General features: G+C 73.3%; 10 protein-coding genes. 8 read left to right on the top strand and 2 right to left on the bottom strand.

Translation table 11 applies throughout. The annotated features are described in order from the left end of the window. Positions 1 to 4 precede the first annotated feature (4 nt). Positions 5 to 658 (bottom strand): TetR/AcrR family transcriptional regulator, encoded by a 654-nt coding sequence (locus OV090_RS39060; RefSeq protein WP_267709927.1) that lies wholly within the window; start codon positions 656 to 658, stop codon positions 5 to 7. A gap of 161 nt (positions 659 to 819) precedes the next feature. On the opposite strand from OV090_RS39060, the gene OV090_RS39055 reads away from it, so the two are divergent. From OV090_RS39055 to OV090_RS39030, 6 genes are all read left to right on the top strand, one after another. Continuing rightward, complete coding sequence (locus tag OV090_RS39055; protein ID WP_267709926.1) at positions 820 to 2,664, top strand: IgGFc-binding protein; 1,845 nt, start codon at positions 820 to 822, stop codon at positions 2,662 to 2,664. 826 nt (positions 2,665 to 3,490) lie between these two features. Continuing rightward, a complete protein-coding gene (locus tag OV090_RS39050) occupies positions 3,491 to 6,091 on the top strand; it encodes a DEAD/DEAH box helicase (protein ID WP_267709925.1) in 2,601 nt (866 codons plus the stop codon). A gap of 1,544 nt (positions 6,092 to 7,635) precedes the next feature. Next, positions 7,636 to 8,388: a ribonuclease H-like domain-containing protein gene (locus tag OV090_RS39045; protein ID WP_267709924.1), complete on the top strand. Its 753-nt coding sequence runs from the start codon at positions 7,636 to 7,638 to the stop codon at positions 8,386 to 8,388. A 134-nt stretch (positions 8,389 to 8,522) separates the two neighbouring features. Then, entirely contained in the window at positions 8,523 to 9,452 is a 930-nt protein-coding gene (locus OV090_RS39040) for a hypothetical protein (RefSeq protein ID WP_267709923.1), read from the top strand. 355 nt (positions 9,453 to 9,807) lie between these two features. After that, a complete protein-coding gene (locus OV090_RS39035; protein WP_267709922.1) occupies positions 9,808 to 10,149 on the top strand; it encodes a c-type cytochrome in 342 nt (113 codons plus the stop codon). Positions 10,150 to 10,152: 3 nt separating this feature from the next. Then, positions 10,153 to 12,567 carry a DNA methyltransferase gene (locus OV090_RS39030; protein WP_267709921.1) on the top strand — a complete coding sequence of 805 codons (2,415 nt, stop codon included), beginning with the start codon at positions 10,153 to 10,155 and terminating at the stop codon, positions 12,565 to 12,567. Positions 12,568 to 12,642: 75 nt separating this feature from the next. On the opposite strand, the gene OV090_RS39025 is transcribed toward OV090_RS39030, so the two are convergent. Beyond that, a complete protein-coding gene (locus OV090_RS39025; protein ID WP_267709920.1) occupies positions 12,643 to 14,253 on the bottom strand; it encodes a SagB/ThcOx family dehydrogenase in 1,611 nt (536 codons plus the stop codon). A 52-nt stretch (positions 14,254 to 14,305) separates the two neighbouring features. Between OV090_RS39025 and OV090_RS39020 the strand changes: the two genes are divergently transcribed. Both OV090_RS39020 and OV090_RS39015 read left to right on the top strand, forming a co-directional pair. After that, positions 14,306 to 14,863 (top strand): hypothetical protein, encoded by a 558-nt coding sequence (locus OV090_RS39020; protein ID WP_267709919.1) that lies wholly within the window; start codon positions 14,306 to 14,308, stop codon positions 14,861 to 14,863. Between the two features lie 195 nt (positions 14,864 to 15,058). Next, positions 15,059 to 17,509 carry a lipase maturation factor family protein gene (locus OV090_RS39015; protein ID WP_267709918.1) on the top strand — a complete coding sequence of 817 codons (2,451 nt, stop codon included), beginning with the start codon at positions 15,059 to 15,061 and terminating at the stop codon, positions 17,507 to 17,509. Positions 17,510 to 17,571 lie beyond the last annotated feature (62 nt).

Here is a 17,571-nt window from a genome sequence, read left to right as displayed (position 1 = left end):
AAAATTAGACCGTTTCCGGGAGCAGCTGGGCCAGGGTGATCTCGACGAGGGCCTCGATGTGCCGCCGCCGCCGCTTGAGCGCGGCCGGCGACAGCACGTCGCGGCGGAACAGGTCGTTGAGCAGCGGCTCGTAGAGGAAGGGGGCGATGATGGCCCCGAACACCGAGACGATGACCTCTTCGAGGCTGCCGAGTGTGCCAGCGACCCGCCGGCCGACGAACGGCTTGAGGGTGTCGACCAGCGGGTGCAGATATTCGTGGGCGACGCGGCGCAGGTGCGGGTCGTTGTTGAGGAGCGCGCGCTGGATCAGCCGCGGGAAGTCGCGCTCCTGCGCGAGGTGGTCGAGGTAGGCGCCGATGACCCGATGGATCCGCTCACGCGGCGCCCCGGCCTGGTGAAACGCCGCGAGCAGCCGCGTCCGCAGGCCGCTCATCGCCTCGTCGATGACCTTGCGATAGAGGCCCTCTTTGCTGCCGAAGTGATAGCGGACGAGCGCCGGGTTGACGCCGGCGGCGCGCGCGATGTCCCGCACCGAAGCGGCCGCGTAGCCGCCGCGCGAGAACGCCGAGCGCGCCGCTGCGAGCAGCGCCTGCGCGGTTCGGTCGCCCCGCTCCTCGCGACCGTCTGGGGTGGTTTTCGCCTCGCCCGAGCTCGCCATGCGCACTCCAGATAATTTGCACACCTGTGTAAGCAGGTCCAGCGGAATTTGTACGCGCGTACAAATGCAAACGTCGTGATACAGTGGCCGCTATGCTGCGGTCTGGGCTGATTATCGTGGGGTTGGGTGCGGTGGTGTCGGGGTGCGGTTCGTCGGAGGGGATGATGGCCTCGGCGACCACGACCGGCGTGACGACGGTCGAGCTGACGGCGGCGACGACGGACACGGGCACCGCCACGGGCACGAGCGAGGCGCCGCCGACGACCACCGAGACCGGCGGCGAGACGATCACGACGATGGGGATGACCGGGACGAGCGCGCCGACGTCGACGACGACCGAGGGCTCGACCGAGAGCACGACGACGATGGGCGTCGAGACGATGTCGGGCAGCGAGACGGCGACCGACAGCGAGAGCGGAACCGAGCCGCCGGCGCCGTGCATGCAGGGCGAGGTCGTGTGCGAGGGCGGCGAGGCCAAGGTGTGCGACGGGATGGGCGGGTTCGAGAGCAGCGAGCCGTGCGAGGCCGCCTGCGAACCCGGGGTCGGCTGTCTGGCGTGCGTGCCCGACGCCCCGTTCTGCGAGGGCGACGTGGCCATGAAGTGCGCTTCGGACGGCCTGTCGAGCGAGGTGGTCGAGGACTGCGACGAGCTCCAGGGGATCTCCTGCAACCCGGACATCGGGCTGTGCGACGGCGCCTGCGTCATCGAGAACCTGCAGCTCAACTACATCGGTTGTGACTACTACCCCACCATCACGCTACAGCACGACAGTTACAACAGCGGCACCAAGGTGTTCGCGGCGGTGGTCGCCAACACCGCCGACGTGCCCGCGGCGATCACGATCACGCGCGGGGCGATGCTGATCAAGGAGGAGACGGTCGCCGCCAAGAGCGTCAAGGCGATCACGCTGCCGTGGATCCCGGAGCTCACGAAGGGGCTCGGGCCCTCGGCGGTGGTCGCCGAAGGGGCCTACCGCCTGCGCAGCGACCGCCCGGTCACGGTCTACCAGTACAATCTTCTTTATGCGTCGGCGACCAACGACGCGTCGCTGCTGCTGCCGGTCAACGCGTGGACCGGCGACTACGTGGTCGCCTCGTACCCGCACTTCCCCCAGCTGAACTACCCCGGCTTCTACGCCGTGACCGCGCGCGAGGACGGGACCACGGTGACTCTGGCGCCGTCGGCGACGGGCAACAAGGTGCAGGCGGGCGGCGGGGTCGCGGCCGACGGCACCGGGGTGGTGGTGCTCGACGCCGGCGACGTGCTGCAGGTGGCCACCGCCGCCGGCGGCGACCTCACCGGCACCGGGGTCAGCGCCGACAAGCCGGTCCAGGTCATCGCCGGGCACAAGTGCACCAACGTGCCCACCAACGTCGACGCCTGCGATCACCTCGAGGAGGCGATGTTCCCCTACGAGGCGCTGGCGAAGGAGTACATCGTCGTGCCGCCGGGACAGTCCCCCAACGGGACGCCCGACCACGGCCAGGTCGTGCGGTTTATCGCGGCCGAGCCGAACACCACGCTGACCTTCGTGCCCGACCAGGGGGTGCCCAAGGTCCTCGCCAAGGCCGGCGACTTCGTCGAGCTGGTGTCGACGACCGCCCGCTTCAAGGTGTCGGCCGACAAGCGGTTCATGGTCGCGCAGTACATGGTCGGCCAGGGCGGCGGCTTCGGCGAGGCCGACCCGTCGATGCTGCTGGCGCCCGCCACCGAGCAGTACCGCAAGGACTACCTGTTCCACGCCCCCCCGACCTGGGAGAGCAACTTCGTCGACATCATCCTCAAGAACGGCACGACGGTGTCGGTCGACGGCCAGCCGGTGCTCGCGCCGGTGCAGATCGGGATGACCGGCTACTCGCTGGCCCGCGTGAAGCTGGACGCCGGCCCGCTCAGCGACGGCAACCACACGATCGTCGGCAGCGACCGCGTCGGCATCGGCGTCTACGGCCTGCAGGACTTCGGCAGCTACTGGGTGGTCGGCGGCCTCGACCTCGACCACCTGTAGAGAGTTTCTCGGAAAGTCAGGGCGACGCTCGCGAGGTGTCGTCGCCCGAGCTCGCCCGAGTCACCGGACTCACGGAGTCGCGAAAAATTCGACGCTGGAAATTTTCTCCGCGCCTTGACGAAGTGCGGGAGGTGATCGATCCTCTGAAGGCGCGGTCGTCTTTCGGCGCGCGCACCGATCGTCGCCGCCGCGAGCTTCCGAAAGGAAGCGGTTCCGAGGAGGAACCGAACGGTGAAGCGAACGAGACGAACGGCGGAACGCACTCGAAGCTCGTAAAGCTCGGAGGAGATTCGAAGGGAGTCGCGGAAGCAGGACAGCAGAAGCTCGCGCAAGACGTCGGAAGAAGCCGCGTCAGTCTCGGTCCCGGTCCATCGCTTTCGCGGACACCCGGACGAGACGATGCGAATCAGCCAGTGACTCCCAATGGGAGCGCCCCATCGAGGCCCATCGGCACGGTACAGAAATCACCGCGCTGTTCGCGGCGCCGTGTCCGATGCGGGAGAGATCTGCTCGATTCGCCCGCATGTCGTGCTCTGCGGCCTCTGCGCCAGTGGGGCCGGATCGGCCTGCGTGAGCGCCGCACGCGCCCAAAAGCTGTTTCTGCTCGGCATAGCGGCCGCTCTGCGGGCCGGCAAAGTGCTTGACGGGGATCCTGAACGGATGTAGCTACCCAGCAAGTGTTCAGTGCAACGCTTCCTGGGCAACGATGCTAGAGCACTCTTCAGGCTTTCCCCGCGCGCGCTCCCTCCTTCAGACAGAGGCACGTTCGAGCGGTCTAGAACGTACCTCAACCGCCGCGGGGGAGCCTGATGTTTTACCGATTGGGATGGATGGCGCCCGGCTGAACGCGATTCGCGAGCAGCTCTGTCAGGGTCGCCACGCCGACGTCGTGGCCCAGCACGAGGTCGCCGCGCGCGCCGGCAGCTACGCCGATTGGCCCGCGGGCTTTGATGACCGGCTGCTCTCGGCGTTGGCCAAGCGAGGCGTGACGCGGCCGTACACGCACCAGGCCGAGGCCATCGCGGCGGCCCGCGGCGGGCAGGACGTGGTGTTGGCGACCTCGACCGCGTCGGGCAAGTCGCTGTGCTTCCACGCGCCGATCGTCCAGGCGGTGCTCGACGACCCGCGCGCGCGGGCGCTGCTGCTGTTCCCGACCAAGGCGCTGGCGCGCGACCAGGTCCGGAGCCTGCGCGCGCTGGCGGCCGAGGTGGGGCCGGGGCTCATCGGCGCCGGCGCTTACGACGGTGACACACCGCCGGAGGAGCGCAAGGCGGCCCGCACCCGGGCGCACGTGGTGGCGACCAACCCGGACATGCTGCACCGCGGGGTGCTGCCGCACCACGACCGCTGGGCGCCGCTCCTGGCCGAGCTGCGCTACGTGGTGCTCGACGAGCTGCACATGTACCGCGGGGTGTTCGGCAGCCACGTGGCCAACGTGCTGCGCCGGCTGTGGCGGGTGTGCGCGTACCACGGGGCGCGGCCGACCGTCATCTGCTGCTCGGCGACGATCAACAACCCGCGCGAGCTGGCGGCCGCGGTCACCGGCCGGCCCGACTTCGTGCTGGTCGACCGCGACGGGGCGCCCTCCGGGCCGCGCACGTTCGTGGTCCTGAACCCGAAGGTCGTCGACCCGGCGACCGGCGTGCGCCGCGACTACCTCAAGGTCACGCGCGCGGTCACGTCGGTGTTCCGCGAGGCGGGGGTGGCGACGCTGGCGTTCTGCCGCACGCGCAAGGCGGTCGAGCTGCTGACCCGCTACCTCCGCGAGGACGAGGCCGGGGTGACGCCCGGCGAGCCGGTCGGGATGGACGCGGCGGCGCAGGCCCGCGCCGAGCTGGCGAAGAAGAAGATCCGCGGCTACCGCGGCGGCTACCTGCCGGAGCGCCGGCGCGAGGTCGAACAGGCGCTGCAGGACGGCGAGGCCCAGGTGGTGGCGACCACCCACGCGCTCGAGCTGGGCATGGACATCGGCGGGCTCGACGCGGTGGTGCTGGCCGGTTACCCGGGCACGCGGGCGGCGACGCTGCAGCGCTCGGGTCGCGCGGGCCGGCGGCTGTCGCCGTCGCTGACTGCGCTGGTGCTGTCGTCCGACCCGCTCGACCAGTTCATCGCGGCGACGCCGGCGTTCCTGTTCGACGAGCCGCCGGAGCGGGCGCAGGTCGACCCCGACAACCCGGAGATCCTGATCCCGCACCTGCGCTGCGCGGCCTACGAGCTGCCGATCACGCTGCCGCCCGGCGAGGCGCTGGAGACGGTGGTGTACCCGGGCATCGCGGCGGGGGAGATCGGGCCGGCGCTGGCGTACCTGGCCGAGCGCGGGGCGCTGCACGGCGAGCGCGGGGCCGACGGGGCGGCGCGCTACTTCACGATCGGCGACGCGTTCCCGGCCGACAAGGTCGACCTCCGCGGCGGGCTCGAGGAGAACTTCACGGTGCTCGAGGTGGCCCCCGGGCTGGCGAGCGACGGGCGGCTCCTCGCCGAGGTCGACTTCGAGGACGGGCCGCTCTACCTCCACCCGGGCGCGATCTACTCGGTGGAGGGCACGACCTACGAGGTGCTGCGCCTCGACTGGCAGCCGCGCAAGGCGTACGTCCGCGAGGTCAAGGCGACCTACTACACCGAGGCGATCTCGCAGGTGAAGGTGCGCCTGGTGGAGCCGATCGCGTCCGACCCGCCGCGCGGCCGCGGGCTCGGCTACGCCCACCTGGTCCGCACCGTGCCGGGCTTCAAGAAGCTGCGCTTCCGCACCCACGAGAACGTCGGCGCCGGGCCGGTCCACCTGCCCGACCTCGAGCTGCACACTCTGGCGGTCCACTTCACGTTCGGGGAGTGGGCGCTGTCGCTGGTGCCCGACCCGGGCCGGCGCGCGGCGGCGGCGCTGGCGATCGGCCACGCGGTCCACCACTGCGCGGCGATGCTGCTGATGTGCGACGTCCACGACCTCGGCCACGCGGTGGTGGCGGGCACGGCCGAGGCCGGCTCGTGGGCGCCGGTGATCGCGGGCCGCGGCGGCCGGGTGTCGACCGACGCGGTGATGCAGGCCGGGGCGGCGCCGTGCCTGCTGGTCTACGACAACCTGCCGGGCGGGGCGGGGCTGGCGTCGCAGGCGTACGCGCTCGGGGCCGAGTTGTTCGAGCGGGTGATCGCGGCGGTGTCGGGCTGCCGCTGCGCGCGGGGCTGTCCGACCTGCCTGGGGGTGCAGGGCGCGGGCGAGCCGCTGGGGAGCCACGGCGGTGAAGCGGTGCGGACGGTGCCGGCGGAGCCGCCGGGCCTCAAGGGGCTGGCGAGCCGGATCGCGGCGATGCAGTCGCTCCCGGGGGCCAACCACACGCCGCCGCGCCCGACCCCGCAGCCGCGCGAGAGCCTCCGCGCCGACGCGATGGCGCTGCTGATGGCGCTGCGCGACCGCCTGCGAGGCGCGGCGTGAGCTCGCTGCTGCGGCGGTTCGAGCGGGCGCTCGGCGGTCGCGGGCAGGGAGAGGACGGCGAGGAGGCAGCCGGCGAGGCACGGAGCGGCGGTGGGCCGGACGAGGCTGCGGCGCCGAGCTCGTCGGGAGCGCCGGGCTCGGGCGAGGGGCGGCTGTCCGATCGGACAGCCGCGGCGAGTGCTTCGCGCGGGGTGGGCGGGTCTTCGGAGGAGGGCCCCACGAGTCGGGAGACGAACCTGTCTCGAGAGGCAGGTGGGCGGGCGCAGGCGCCGCGGGAGGGCCTGGTCACGGGCGGGGGTTCGCCAGGACCGGGGCGCTCGTCGCTGGTGGCGCGCTCGGCGGGGTTGCCTGAGCGGACCGGGACGGAGTCGCGGATTGGTCCGCGAGCGGGCGGATCTTCGGAGGATGTTCCGACGAGCTCTGCCGCGGGTCGGGGCTCGAGCCGGACTCGAGAAGCAGGGCAGGAAGCGCGGCGGGTCGATCCGTGGGTCTCTGGGGTCTACGTGTTGTGGTCGCATCGTTCGCGGCCGACCCGGCCGAAGGCGTCCGCGAGTGACTGGCAGATCCTCGCGGAGTCGACGGTGACGTACCCCGAGCCGCGAGCGAGCCTGGCCGGGCGGGGCGCGGTCGGGGGTGCTTCGCAGGCCGAGGGCGAGCGTGCCCGGCCGCCGGGGCCTTCGGCCGGTGCGAGCGCGCGGGGCGAGCTCGGGCCGAGAGGAGCGAGCAGGGCAGCGGCGAGCGCGGAGCCGCCACGGGCGGGTGCGGGTATGCGAGGCGAGGCCGGACCGCGAGGTGCGAGCAGCATAGCGACGAGCGGCGAGCCGCGGGCTGGTGCGGGGGGGCGAAGCGAGGTTTGGCCGCGAGGCGCGAGCAGCGTCGCGGCCGAGAGGCCGGGAGCGAGCGAGGCTGCGGCTAGCGGCAAACCGCGAGCAGTCGACCGGCGGGGCGAGGTGAATGGGCGAGAAGCAGCACGGCTGGAGCGGGGCGAGGAGCGAGGAGCAAGTGAGGTAACGAGCGGCGAGCGCTGGGTGGGCGCGGGGCGACGGGTGAGCGAGACAGCGGCGCGCAGCGAAGGGGTGGCGGGTGAGGGGCGAGGAGCGAGCGAGGTAAGGGCGAGCGGCGAGCCGCAGGTCGACCTCGGCGTGCGCGGCGAAGTGACGGGGCGAGCTGTGAGCGGGGTAGCGAGGCTGGAGCGTGGCGAGGAGGCGGCTGAGGTCCGGGGTGACGGGGGCACGCGGCCGGCGGGCACCCTCGGCCATGCGCCGGGTGACGAGGGCGAGGTGCAGGTCGGGGCAGCGCAGCCTGAGCCTGGGTCCGCCAGCGAGCGGCCGGCGCTGTGGCGGCGGATGGTGCGGTTTCAGGGCGAGCGGGTGGCGCCGGCGCTGCCGCGGGGCGAGCCGGGGAGGGGGTTCGTGCACGAGGTGACGCGCTGGCCGTGTCGCGGCGCCCGGCCGCCGCTGCTGGTCGGCCGCGGGCTCGAGCTGCCGGGGCCGGCGGAGTGGCGGGCGGCATTCACGTGTTTGTATGGACATGTCGAAATGGACATGTCCGAACGGGCAGTCTTTCTCGACCTCGAGTCGACCGGGCTCGGGCACGGGGCGGGCACTGTGGCGTTCGTGGTCGGGCTGGCGACGCTGGACGGCGACCACTGGCAGATCGAGCAGTGGCTGCTGACGCAGCTGTCGGGCGAGTTGGCGCTGCTGGCCGACCTCGAGGCGCGGGTGCGGGCGCTCGGCGGGCCGCTGGTGACGTTCAACGGCGCCAGCTTCGACCTGCCGCTGCTGCGCGGGCGGCTGCGGCGGTGCGGGCTTGCGACCGACGCGTTCGCGGGGACGCACCTCGACCTGCTGCCGGTCGCGCGCCGGCTGTGGCGCGGGCGCGGGCCCGACTGCCGCCTGACGACGCTCGAGCGGACGCAGCTCGGCGTGCAGCGGTACGGCGACATCGCGGGGCGGGCGATCCCGGAGGTGTTCTGGACGGCGCTCCGCGAGCCCCACGAGGCCCGAGCGCGCGAGGCGGTGCGCCGCGTGGTCGGCCACAACCTCGTCGACGTGCTGACGATGCCGGCGCTGGCCGGAGCGATGGCGCGGACGCTGGCAGCGCCCGGCGACCCGGAGCTCGTCCAGCGGGCGGTCGATCACCGGAACGCCATCGGACGTCGGGCCCGCAAGGCGGCAGCGCTGCATGGGGCCGGCCGGGCCGCGACGCCCGCCCCAAAGCCGGTGGTCGATGCGTCGTCCGCCGCCAGGACGGCCCAGGACGCGGATCTGCGGCGAGTTGCGCACCTGGGGTCGTGACACCCGCACGCCTCGCCGAGACCCGAAGTTCGCGTCGCGCCGTGCGTGGGTGCAGCGAACGGACCCCCGGGCAGGCTCGCGCGGCTTGCGGGCTCTTAGCAGCGCCGGCGGTCCGTGCTAGCGTGAGTGCCGACGTGAATCCCGCCCGCAGACCCTCGCCTCTGGTCCTCGCGCTGTGCCTCTGCGTGAGCGGGTGCATGTCGCTGACGCCGCAGCTCCAGCCGACCGACTTCGCCAAGCTCGAGACGATCAAGGATCGGGCCGAGCGCGAGAAGGCGCTCAAGGAGAACTGGATCTTCCGCCACGAGGAGCCGCAGGGCACCCGCTACACCAAGGGCCTGCACCCGCTCTCGACCAAGCGCAGCTGGCAGTCGCTCGACGCGATCCTCCGCTCCGAGAAGAACAGCGCGGAGGCGCTGCCCTACAAGGAGCTGCGTCGCTCGCGGATCCTGGCCGCGCTGGGCGCGGTGACCGGCCTGCTGTTCATCGCCAGCGGGGCGGCGACCGCCCGCGAGGGCTTCGACTTCCAGAAGTTGAACGGCGCCAACGGGGTGATGCTGGGCAGCGTCCTGGCGACCGTGGGCCTGGCGATCGCGGCCGGCGTGTACTACCGCCGGGCCGAGAAGGGCTACGCGCGGGCGGTCAACATCTACAACGACAGCCTCGGGATGCGCCTCGGGCTGCTGACGCCCAACGGCGACTACATCCCGCCGGCCGACGCCGCGGTCGACGCCGAGGGCTACATCCTCACCGAGGACGCCAACACGCGCATCGAGGGGGCGCAGCCGTATCCGGCGCCCGGGCCGTCGATCGCGCCCGCGCCGGCGCCGAACACGACCGCACCCGCGCCCGCGCCGAACACGACGGCGCCCGCGCCGGACACGACCGCGCCGCCGATGAGCGCTCCGCCGCCGACCACCGCGCAGCCGCCGCAGCTGCCGCCGCCGACGACGGCGCCGCAGCAGGCCGGGTTCCGACCCCGCCTGGTGCCGCGGCCCGCGGCGCAGGAGCCGGTGGACGCGCTGCAGCCCGGGCGAGCGCTGACGCTGCTGCCGCGGCGGTGAGCGCTGCAGCGGGGCCTGGAAGAGGCTGGAGGCGGTCGATTGCGGCAGATTGGGCCGCAGACCGGGTGACCGGAGGTGCCCGGAGGACCCCTGGGGTCGAGCGCGTCGCAGCGACTCTGTCGCCCCGTAGGGGACGGACGCGCAGCCGTTGCTGCGGCGGACCGCGGCGCGGCTGTTCTCGCGGCGGGCGCGGGTGCGTCGCAGGGACGCGCTGTCGCAGGTCGAAGGCGGGCACGCTGCGGCGGTGACTCTGCTAAGGTCGCGGCGCATGTCCGCCACCGCCGACTCGCGCGCGCACGCCCTCGCCTCGCCGTCCGGGGCGCGCGGCGGTCTCTTCGGACATGTCCGAACGGCCATGTTGCTCGCTGGCCTGCTGGCGTCGGGCTGCAAGGAGCCGACCGGGCCCGAGCGCGAGATTTCGGGGGCCAAGATCTTCGCCCAGAACTGCGCGCGCTGCCACGGGCTCGACGGCAAGGGGCTGCCGGAGGTGGCGGGCGTGCGCGACCTGACCGACCCCGGGTTCATGAGCACCATCAGCGACGAGCGGATGCGGCGATCGATCCGCGGCGGCCGGCCGCCGACCATGCCGAGCTTCCCGCACTTCAGCGAGCCGACCCTCAAGGTGCTGGTCGCCTACGTGCGGGCGCTGTCGCAGCCCGAGCTGCAGCTGCCGCCGCCGCCACCGCCTGGCCCTTGAGACATGTCGCGTCCACGATCGGCGAGCGGCGCGGTCGAGGTGGTGTGGCCGGGCAAGTACGGCCCCGACGGCGCGCGCGTCGAGGTGCCGGCGCGGACGCTGGGGCTGCGGGTCGAGCAGGTGATCGGCGGCGGCGAGGCCGAGCCGACGCGGGCGTCCGGGCTCCTGGTGGGCGGCGACAACCTGCTGGTGATGGACGCGCTGATGGCGACGCACGCCGGGGCGATCGACCTGGTGTACATCGACCCGCCGTTCGCCACCGGCCACGAGTTCGAGCGGACGACGCGGGTCGGGGCCGACGCCGAGGGGCCGGAGCTGCGCTCGCGGGCTTACAGCGACCGCTGGCCCGGCGGGGTCGCCGGGCTGCTCCAGATGCTGGACCCGCGGCTGCGGCGGATCCACCGGCTGCTGGCGCCGCACGGCAGCCTCTACGTGCACGTCGACCCGATCGTCGGGCACGCGGTGAAGCTGCTGCTCGACGAGATCTTCGGGCCAGGTTGTTTTCAGCGCGAGATCGTGTGGCGGGTCGGCTGGGTGTCCGGCTTCAAGGCGCGGGCGAACAACTGGATCCGCAACCACGATCTGATCTACTTCTACGTCAAGGACCCGCAGCGGTTCGTGTTCCACCGCCAGGTCAACCCGCACCCGGAGGAGTACCGCCGGCGCAAGGGCGAGGCCGACCAGCAGGGCGGGGTGCCGGTCGAGGACGTGTGGAACGCGAGTCCGGCCGAGTGGCGCCTGCGCGGGGTCGACTCGCTCGACTCGATTCAGATCAAGAGCTTCTCGCGCGAGAAGACCGGATGGGCGACGCAGAAGAACGAGAGCCTGCTGCGCCGGATCGTCGCGGCCAGCTCCGATCCCGGCGCGCTCGTGGCCGACTTCTTCTGCGGCGCCGGGACCACGCTGGCGGCCGCGCAGGCGCTGGGGCGGCGCTGGATCGGCTGTGACAGCGCGGCCGCGGCGATCGAGCTGGCTCACGCGCGGATGGCCGAAAAGACAGGTTCCCAATTCGTGCGGGCCGGGCTCGGAGCGGAGGAGCGCCAGATCTGGCTCTCGGGACAGGCCGAGCCGTGGCCGGCGGCGGTGCTGCGCCTGCGCGGGGCGCGGGCGGTCGAGGGGCCGCTGTCGGGCGTGGTCGGCGACACCGCGGTATGGGTCGGGCCGCCGGACAGGGCGGTGACTGAGGCTGAGTTGAGCGCGGCGGCTGCCGCTGCGGCGGAGCTGGGGCTGCGGCGGCTCGAGGTGCTGGCGTGGGCGTGGGCGTTCCCGGCGGGGAGCGAGCTGGCCCGAGGGACAGGTGTGTCCGTGGTCTGCCTGCAACTTCGGCGCGCGCTGCTCGACCCGCGCGGCAACACGGGGGAGCTGCCGTGGAGCGAGCGGCCGGTGGTGGAGGTGACGTTCGCGCTCGCGGCGACGGAGACGGGGTTTCGCGCCCGCGCGACGCTGGTGGGGGCGCGGTTTTCGGCGCCGACGCGGGCGACGGCGGCGCTGGAGGCGACGGGCGACGCCCGCGCGGCCGTGGAGGCGTGGTCGCTGGCGTTCGGCGGGTGCGATGGGGCGTCGCAGGCTGCGGGGGAGCAGGGAACCTCGCTGGCAGCGAGCGTAGGCGAGGAGCCGCTGCCAGGCGTGACGGGCGAGGCGACGGCGGAGACGAGCGCGCGGCGAAGCGGTGAGGCGCGAGGCTGCGGGAGCGAGGCGAGCGCGGGAACAGCGAGCGGTGCGTCGGTTGCGGGCGGGAGCCAGGCGAGCGCGGAGACAGCTGCGTCGCGGGTCGGCGAGAGCGAGGCGAGGGTGGGATCCGCGAGCGGTGCGTCGCCAGCCGAGGCGAGCGCGGAGACAGCGTCCCGAGCGAGCGAGAGCGCGGAGCCAGCCACGGTTGCGTCGCTTGCGGGCGGGAGCGAGGCGAGCGCGGCAGCAGCGAGTGGTTCGTCGCTCGCGGGCGGGAGCGAGGCGAGCGCAGGGACGGTGAATGCGTCGCTCGCGGGCGAGAGCGATGCGGGCGCGCAGACGGAGGCCCAGGCGTCGCTGGGGAGCGAGGCGAGGGCGGAGACAGCACGTGGCGAGTCGCCCGCGGACGCGCGTGGGGAGTCCGTGCCAGCCGCGAGCAGCTCCGGGGCCGATGGCCGCGAGGTGATCACGCGGGTCGTACGCGTAGGAGCGGCAAGCTCGGCGGTCGTTGGCGGTGAGGCGTCATCGGCCGCAAGCGGCGACCGGCCGGGCGCGAGCGGCGGGGCCGGCGGGATGGCGCCGCATCGGCCGGCGTTCGCGGCGGCGCGGACGCGGAGCCGGCGTGAGCTCGACGCCGACAGCGGGTGGATCGAGCTAGAGGGCGCAGGCCCGTGGACGGCCTCGGTCCGGGTGGTCGACGTGCTCGGCGGGGAGAGCTGGCACATCTGGCGCATCGAGTATGTCCGCTAGGACCTTGCCGGGAGGACATGTTCTTCGTGACATGTCCTTTCGTCTGACGTAGCTGCCGCGGAGCACCGAAAAAAATCAGGGTCGGTCGAGGTGGTAGTAGGCGTCGAGGGTGCGCAGGCGGGGGTCGTCGACGCGGCCGCCGACGGTGAAGTGGTAGAGGCTGCGCAGCTCGTCGGCTTCGGGGAGGCCGAGCAGGTTTCGGGTGGGCTGGTCGAAGAAGCAGCCGATCCCGGTGGCGGCGATCCCGAGGGCCTCGGCCTCGAGGTAGAGCTGCTGACCGATGGCGCCGGTCTCCCAGTACAGGCGGCGGTAGTGGGCCGGGCCCTCGCGCCCCAGCTCGGCGCGGAGGTCGACGAACATGGCGACGGCGAAGGCGCCGTCGGCGGCGATGTCCTGGGCGCAGCTGACGAGGGCGGCGTGGCGGCGGACGTCGCCCTCGCGCAGGCCCACCAGCGGGAGCTCGGCCGGGCAGTCGGGCGGCGCTCGCCACGAGGCGTCGGGCAGGGCGGCGCGCCAGCGGGCGACGCGGCCGGGCTCGCGGACCAGGAGGTAGAGGCCGGGCTCGACGCCCTGGACGCGGTGGACCATGAGCGCCAGGTCGACCGCGGGCCGCCACGGCAGCGCCGAGAATGGCTGTCCTCCGGGTAATGTCCGAAGGAGCATGTCGTAGAAGGCAGCTGCAGTGATGCCGGTGCGGCCGTCCATGGCGACCGCGCTGCGGCGGCGGCGGACCAGGGGCGCTGCCGGGACCTCGAGGTCGCACGCGCGCGGGCTCGGCGGCGGCGGCCAGGGGCGCGGGGTCGCTAGTTCGTTCGTCGTGGCCGCGGCGACCTCGTGCAAGATCGGCCACTCGTGGTGGCTCTCGCTGAGCAGGTTGGCCTGGCCCTCGAGGGCGGTCGGGGCGAGGTCGAGGATGGCCGCGACGTCGAGCCCCGGCGGTGCGCCCGCGGGCAGCAGGGCGACGAGACACTCGGGGTGCTCGGCCTCGACGCCCAGGCCGAGGGCGCCGAGGCCGAGGAGGGCGGCGAGCCGGGCGTCGGGCAGCGGATCGACGAGGACCGCGCGCCAGCCGTGGAGCGCGGCGGCGATCGCCAGCGCTGCGACTGCGTGGCCGACGTCATGGTTGCAGTAGCGGAAGGCCCGCTCGCCGTACTTCCACGCCTCGCGCCAGGCGATCGACGACAGGCCGACGAGCAGGCCGGGGAAACCGAGGGCCTGCCAGGCGCCGGGTTCGAGGGCGGCCCGCCGCTCGAGGCCGTGCAGCAGCGGGGAGTAGTGGTAGAGACCTGGCCCTTCGGACAGGCCGGCGAGCGGACCGGCGAGCAGATAGACCTCGGTGGGGTGGAGGTTGCCGCTCGAGGGGTTGACGCGCAGCGACCAGCGCGAGGCGCCGGCCTGCTTCCACGCGGAGAGGGCGAAGGCGTGGAAGCACAGCGAGCCGATCAGGTCGAGGTCGAGAGCCGCAGGGGCGGGGCCCGGGTCGCGGAAGAGGTCGGCCCAGGTCGGCCTGTCCTCCGAGACATGTGGGTGGACGCGCGGCAGGGCGTACCGCTCGGCGCCGTCGTAGAGGCGGAAGGGGTTCGGCTGGGTGTCCCAGTCGAGGTAGCCGAGCGAGGCGGCGTAACGACCAGGCCGGTGGGCGGTGCGCTCGTGGTAATCGAGGACGCGCTCGAGGTCGCTCGGCATCGCCGAGAGTATAGGCGTGGTCGTGGCGCCGCGGGCGTAGCAAGCTCGGGCGATGACCGCGACGCCGCTGCGCTTCCGCGACGTGGAGGAGCTGTACGACGCGCTGGCGTCGACGCACGGGCCGCTGGCCGATCTCCCCGAGACCTTGGCGGAATGCGAGGCGCAGGACGTCGCCCTCGCCGCGCGCATGGACGAGACGGCGGTGCCGCTGCTGGTGGCGGCGCTCCGCCGCCTGCGCGGCAGTCGTTCGCTGTTCGACCAGTTCGTCTTCAATGACGCCGCGCGCCTCCTCGTCGTGCTGGCGAGGCAGCGGCCGGAGCCGGTGGCGCGGGCGCTGTTCGATTGCCTGGACGGGGAAGGACCGCCGGAGGTGATCGAGGCGCTGGGGGACACCGGGCTCGCGTCCACGGTCGCCCCGCTGCTGGCCCGGGTGTCGCGGCGGCACGCCGACCCGGCGCTGCGCGAGTCGCTGGCCGGCACGCTCGAGGTGCTCGACGGGGAGCCGGCGCGCGCGGAGCTGGCGGCGTGGCTGGCCGAGGGCGATCCGTCGCCGGAGGTGGAGGCCGAGCTGCGGCGGATCGCCGAGCGGCTCGGCCTGGCCGCGCGGTGAGAAAGCCGGGCCGAACCGGGCGACGCTGATCCCCGAGGCCCATGCGTCGTTCGCCGAGCGCGTGTTCGCGGCGTTCACCCGGCCGGCCGCGGTGACGACCGAGGGCCGACGTCGCCGAGGTGGCGTTCCGCGCGGCGACCGACGCGTCGCGGCCCTCGGCGCGGCGGGCGGTCGCTCGTGGCGGTGCTTTAGGACATGTTCTTTGGGACATGTTTTAGGCCGCGGCGCGGCTTGCTCGCCGACGGGGTCCGTGCGAGCCTCGCGGGCATCGAAGTCCTCGACCTACTCGCTCACGCGCCGCCGGAGCTGGTGTGGGGGCTCGTGGCGCGCGGGATCGCGGTGGTCTATGCGATCGCGTTCGCGTCGCTGACGTTCCAGGTCGGGCCGATCGCGGGGCGCGAGGGGGTCGCGCCGGTGGCGGAGCTGATGGCGGCGATCCGGCGCGACTTCGCGGCGCCGCGCCGCTGGCTGTACTTCCCCGGGCTGCTGTGGCTGCACGCGGGCGACCGCTGGCTGCGGGCGCTGCCGTGGCTGGGGCTTACGGCGGCGCTGACGATCGTGGCCGGCGGACCGCACACGCCGCTGGCGTTCTTGCTGTGCTGGGCGCTGTACCTGTCGCTCGATCGCGCGGTGGTGCTGGTGTACCCGTGGGACAGCCTGCTGCTCGAGGCTGGCTTTTGGGCCATGTTCCTGCCGGCGCTGGCGTGGGCGCCGGCGGTCGCGGCCACCGGCGCGCCGACGCCGGCGCTGGCGTGGGTGTTCCGGCTGCTGCTGTTCCGCGTGATGTTCGGCTTCGGCAAGCAGAAGTTCGCCGGCTCGACGCGGGCCGACGCTGGTTTTTTGCAGGGGTTCACGATCCGCCAGCCGCTGCCGACGCCTTTCGGGTGGCTGGCCCACCGCGCGCCGATGTGGATCCACAAGGCCGCGCTGGCGCTGCTGTTCGTGGTCGAGGTGGTGCTGCCGCTGGCGATCTTCGTCCCGGGGCCGGCGAGCGTGGTGTTCGCGCTGGCGACCGCGGGGCTGATGCTGGCGATCGCGGCGACCGGCAACTACGGGTTCTTCAACGTGCTGACGATCGCGCTGTGCGGGGTGTGCTTCGACAGCGCGACGGCCGTGGCGCCGCTCGAGCTGTTCGCGCCGTCGCTGCCGGCGACGACGCTGGCGCTGCAGGCGTTGATCGTGCTGCACACGTTCGGGGCGCTGTTGTGCCTGCCGCTCAACACGTGGGCGTCGTTCACGTGGACGCTGTGGCCGTGGTGGGAGCGCGTGCTGCCGGGGGCGCTGCGCTGGCCGATCGCGGTGTTTCGCGGGCTGCAGCCGCTGCGGTGGTTGCACGCGTACGGGGTGTTCCCGCCGCGCTCGGCGCCGGCGATCAAGATGAGCCCTGCGCTCGAGGTGACGTGGGACGAGGCCCGGTGGCACACTCTGACGCCGCGCTGGTGGCCGACTCTCGAGGGTTCGCCGCCGCGGTGGGTGGCGCCGCATCACCCGCGCTTCGACCACGCGATCGTGTACGAGGCGACGGGGTTCCACGAGGCCAGCGTGCTGCGCAACCTGACGGGCCGCTGGGACCCCTACGGACACGCGCGCTGCTCGGGGGCGGGGCGGTTGATGCGGCGGGTGTTGCGAGGCGAGCTGCGCTCGCGGCTGTTCTTCGGCGACTCGTTGCCGGCGGAGCGGGAGGCGCCGGTCGCCGCACGTGTCCGAATGTACATGTTGGAGGCGACGACACCGGCGGAGCAGCGCGCGAGCGGGGCGTGGTGGCGGCGGACTCTGGTCGGTCCGCACCTGCCGCGCGCGCGGGCGGAGGACCGCTGGCTCGACGGCCAGCCGCCGCCGCCGGAGCTGTGGGCGCCGGAGGACTGGCGGTGGATCGGTCGCTCGCGTCTGGGGCCGCTGCTGCGCCGCGCGGCTGCCGGCGAGGACCCGCACGCGCTCGTGTGCCTGGAGACGACGGAGCTGACGCGGGCAGACGTGGACGCGCTGTGGGACGAGTTCGTGCCGATGTTCGCGGCGACGGACCGCGACGACTGGTCGCAATTGCCGGCGCTGGTGGAGCGGGTACGCGGGCGCTGGAGCGGGCCGCAGATCGATCGCTTCGAGCGCTTGCTGGGCCGCTACGCGCTGCTGGGGATGGCCCGCTGCGAGCGGTTGTTCGTGGCCGGCGGGCTGCGGGCCATCCTCGGCCGCAGGCCGGCGCCGCTCGACGTCGAGACCCACCTGCACCTGAATCTTTTAATAAAACACGTGATCGGCGAGGGACGCGAGGCGTACGAGGCGATGATGCGGCAGCCGGAGACTGCGGCGCAGTGGCTGGCGCGGATGAGCCTGCGCTCGGGATGGTTCTTCGAGGCGGTGCTGCGGCCGGAGCGGATGGCCCATCAGGCCCAGAAATTTCGCATGCTGGCGAGCCAGGTCGAGGTGCGCGGGTGGCCGCGGCCGAGCGCGCGGGCGGCCAAGCTCGCGGCGTGGGGGGCGGCGCGGGTGCGGCGGCTGTGGGGCGCGTTCGCGATGATCGAGTTCTTGCGCGGCGAATTTCAGGAAGAAATTTGGGCCGAGACGCCGGAGCGATGGCCGCGCTTCGAGCTGTGCGCCGACCTGTCGCTGCGGCCGCTCGCGGAGCCGGGCGAGACGATCCGATCCTGAGCGCCGATGCGCGTCGCCGCGTCGACCCGCGCAGCCCGCGGGGGTGCATGCGGGCTACGATG

Origin of the sequence: Nannocystis sp. RBIL2, from assembly GCF_026626745.1 — a bacterium.
In the GTDB taxonomy this organism is placed as follows: Bacteria; Myxococcota_A; Polyangia; order Nannocystales; family Nannocystaceae; genus Nannocystis.
This window is presented reverse-complemented; position numbering and strand designations above follow the sequence as displayed.

Excerpts from the sequence above, each read along its gene's own strand:
- OV090_RS39020 (WP_267709919.1), top strand. The coding sequence starts at position 14,306 with ATGACCGCGACGCCGCTGCGCTTCCGCGACGTGGAGGAGCTGTACGAC.
- OV090_RS39060 (WP_267709927.1), bottom strand. The coding sequence starts at position 658 with ATGGCGAGCTCGGGCGAGGCGAAAACCACCCCAGACGGTCGCGAGGAG.
- OV090_RS39015 (WP_267709918.1), top strand. The coding sequence starts at position 15,059 with ATGTTCTTTGGGACATGTTTTAGGCCGCGGCGCGGCTTGCTCGCCGAC.
- OV090_RS39050 (WP_267709925.1), top strand. The coding sequence starts at position 3,491 with ATGGATGGCGCCCGGCTGAACGCGATTCGCGAGCAGCTCTGTCAGGGT.
- OV090_RS39030 (WP_267709921.1), top strand. The coding sequence starts at position 10,153 with ATGTCGCGTCCACGATCGGCGAGCGGCGCGGTCGAGGTGGTGTGGCCG.
- OV090_RS39025 (WP_267709920.1), bottom strand. The coding sequence starts at position 14,253 with ATGCCGAGCGACCTCGAGCGCGTCCTCGATTACCACGAGCGCACCGCC.
- OV090_RS39055 (WP_267709926.1), top strand. The coding sequence starts at position 820 with ATGATGGCCTCGGCGACCACGACCGGCGTGACGACGGTCGAGCTGACG.
- OV090_RS39035 (WP_267709922.1), top strand. The coding sequence starts at position 9,808 with ATGTTGCTCGCTGGCCTGCTGGCGTCGGGCTGCAAGGAGCCGACCGGG.
- OV090_RS39045 (WP_267709924.1), top strand. The coding sequence starts at position 7,636 with ATGTCCGAACGGGCAGTCTTTCTCGACCTCGAGTCGACCGGGCTCGGG.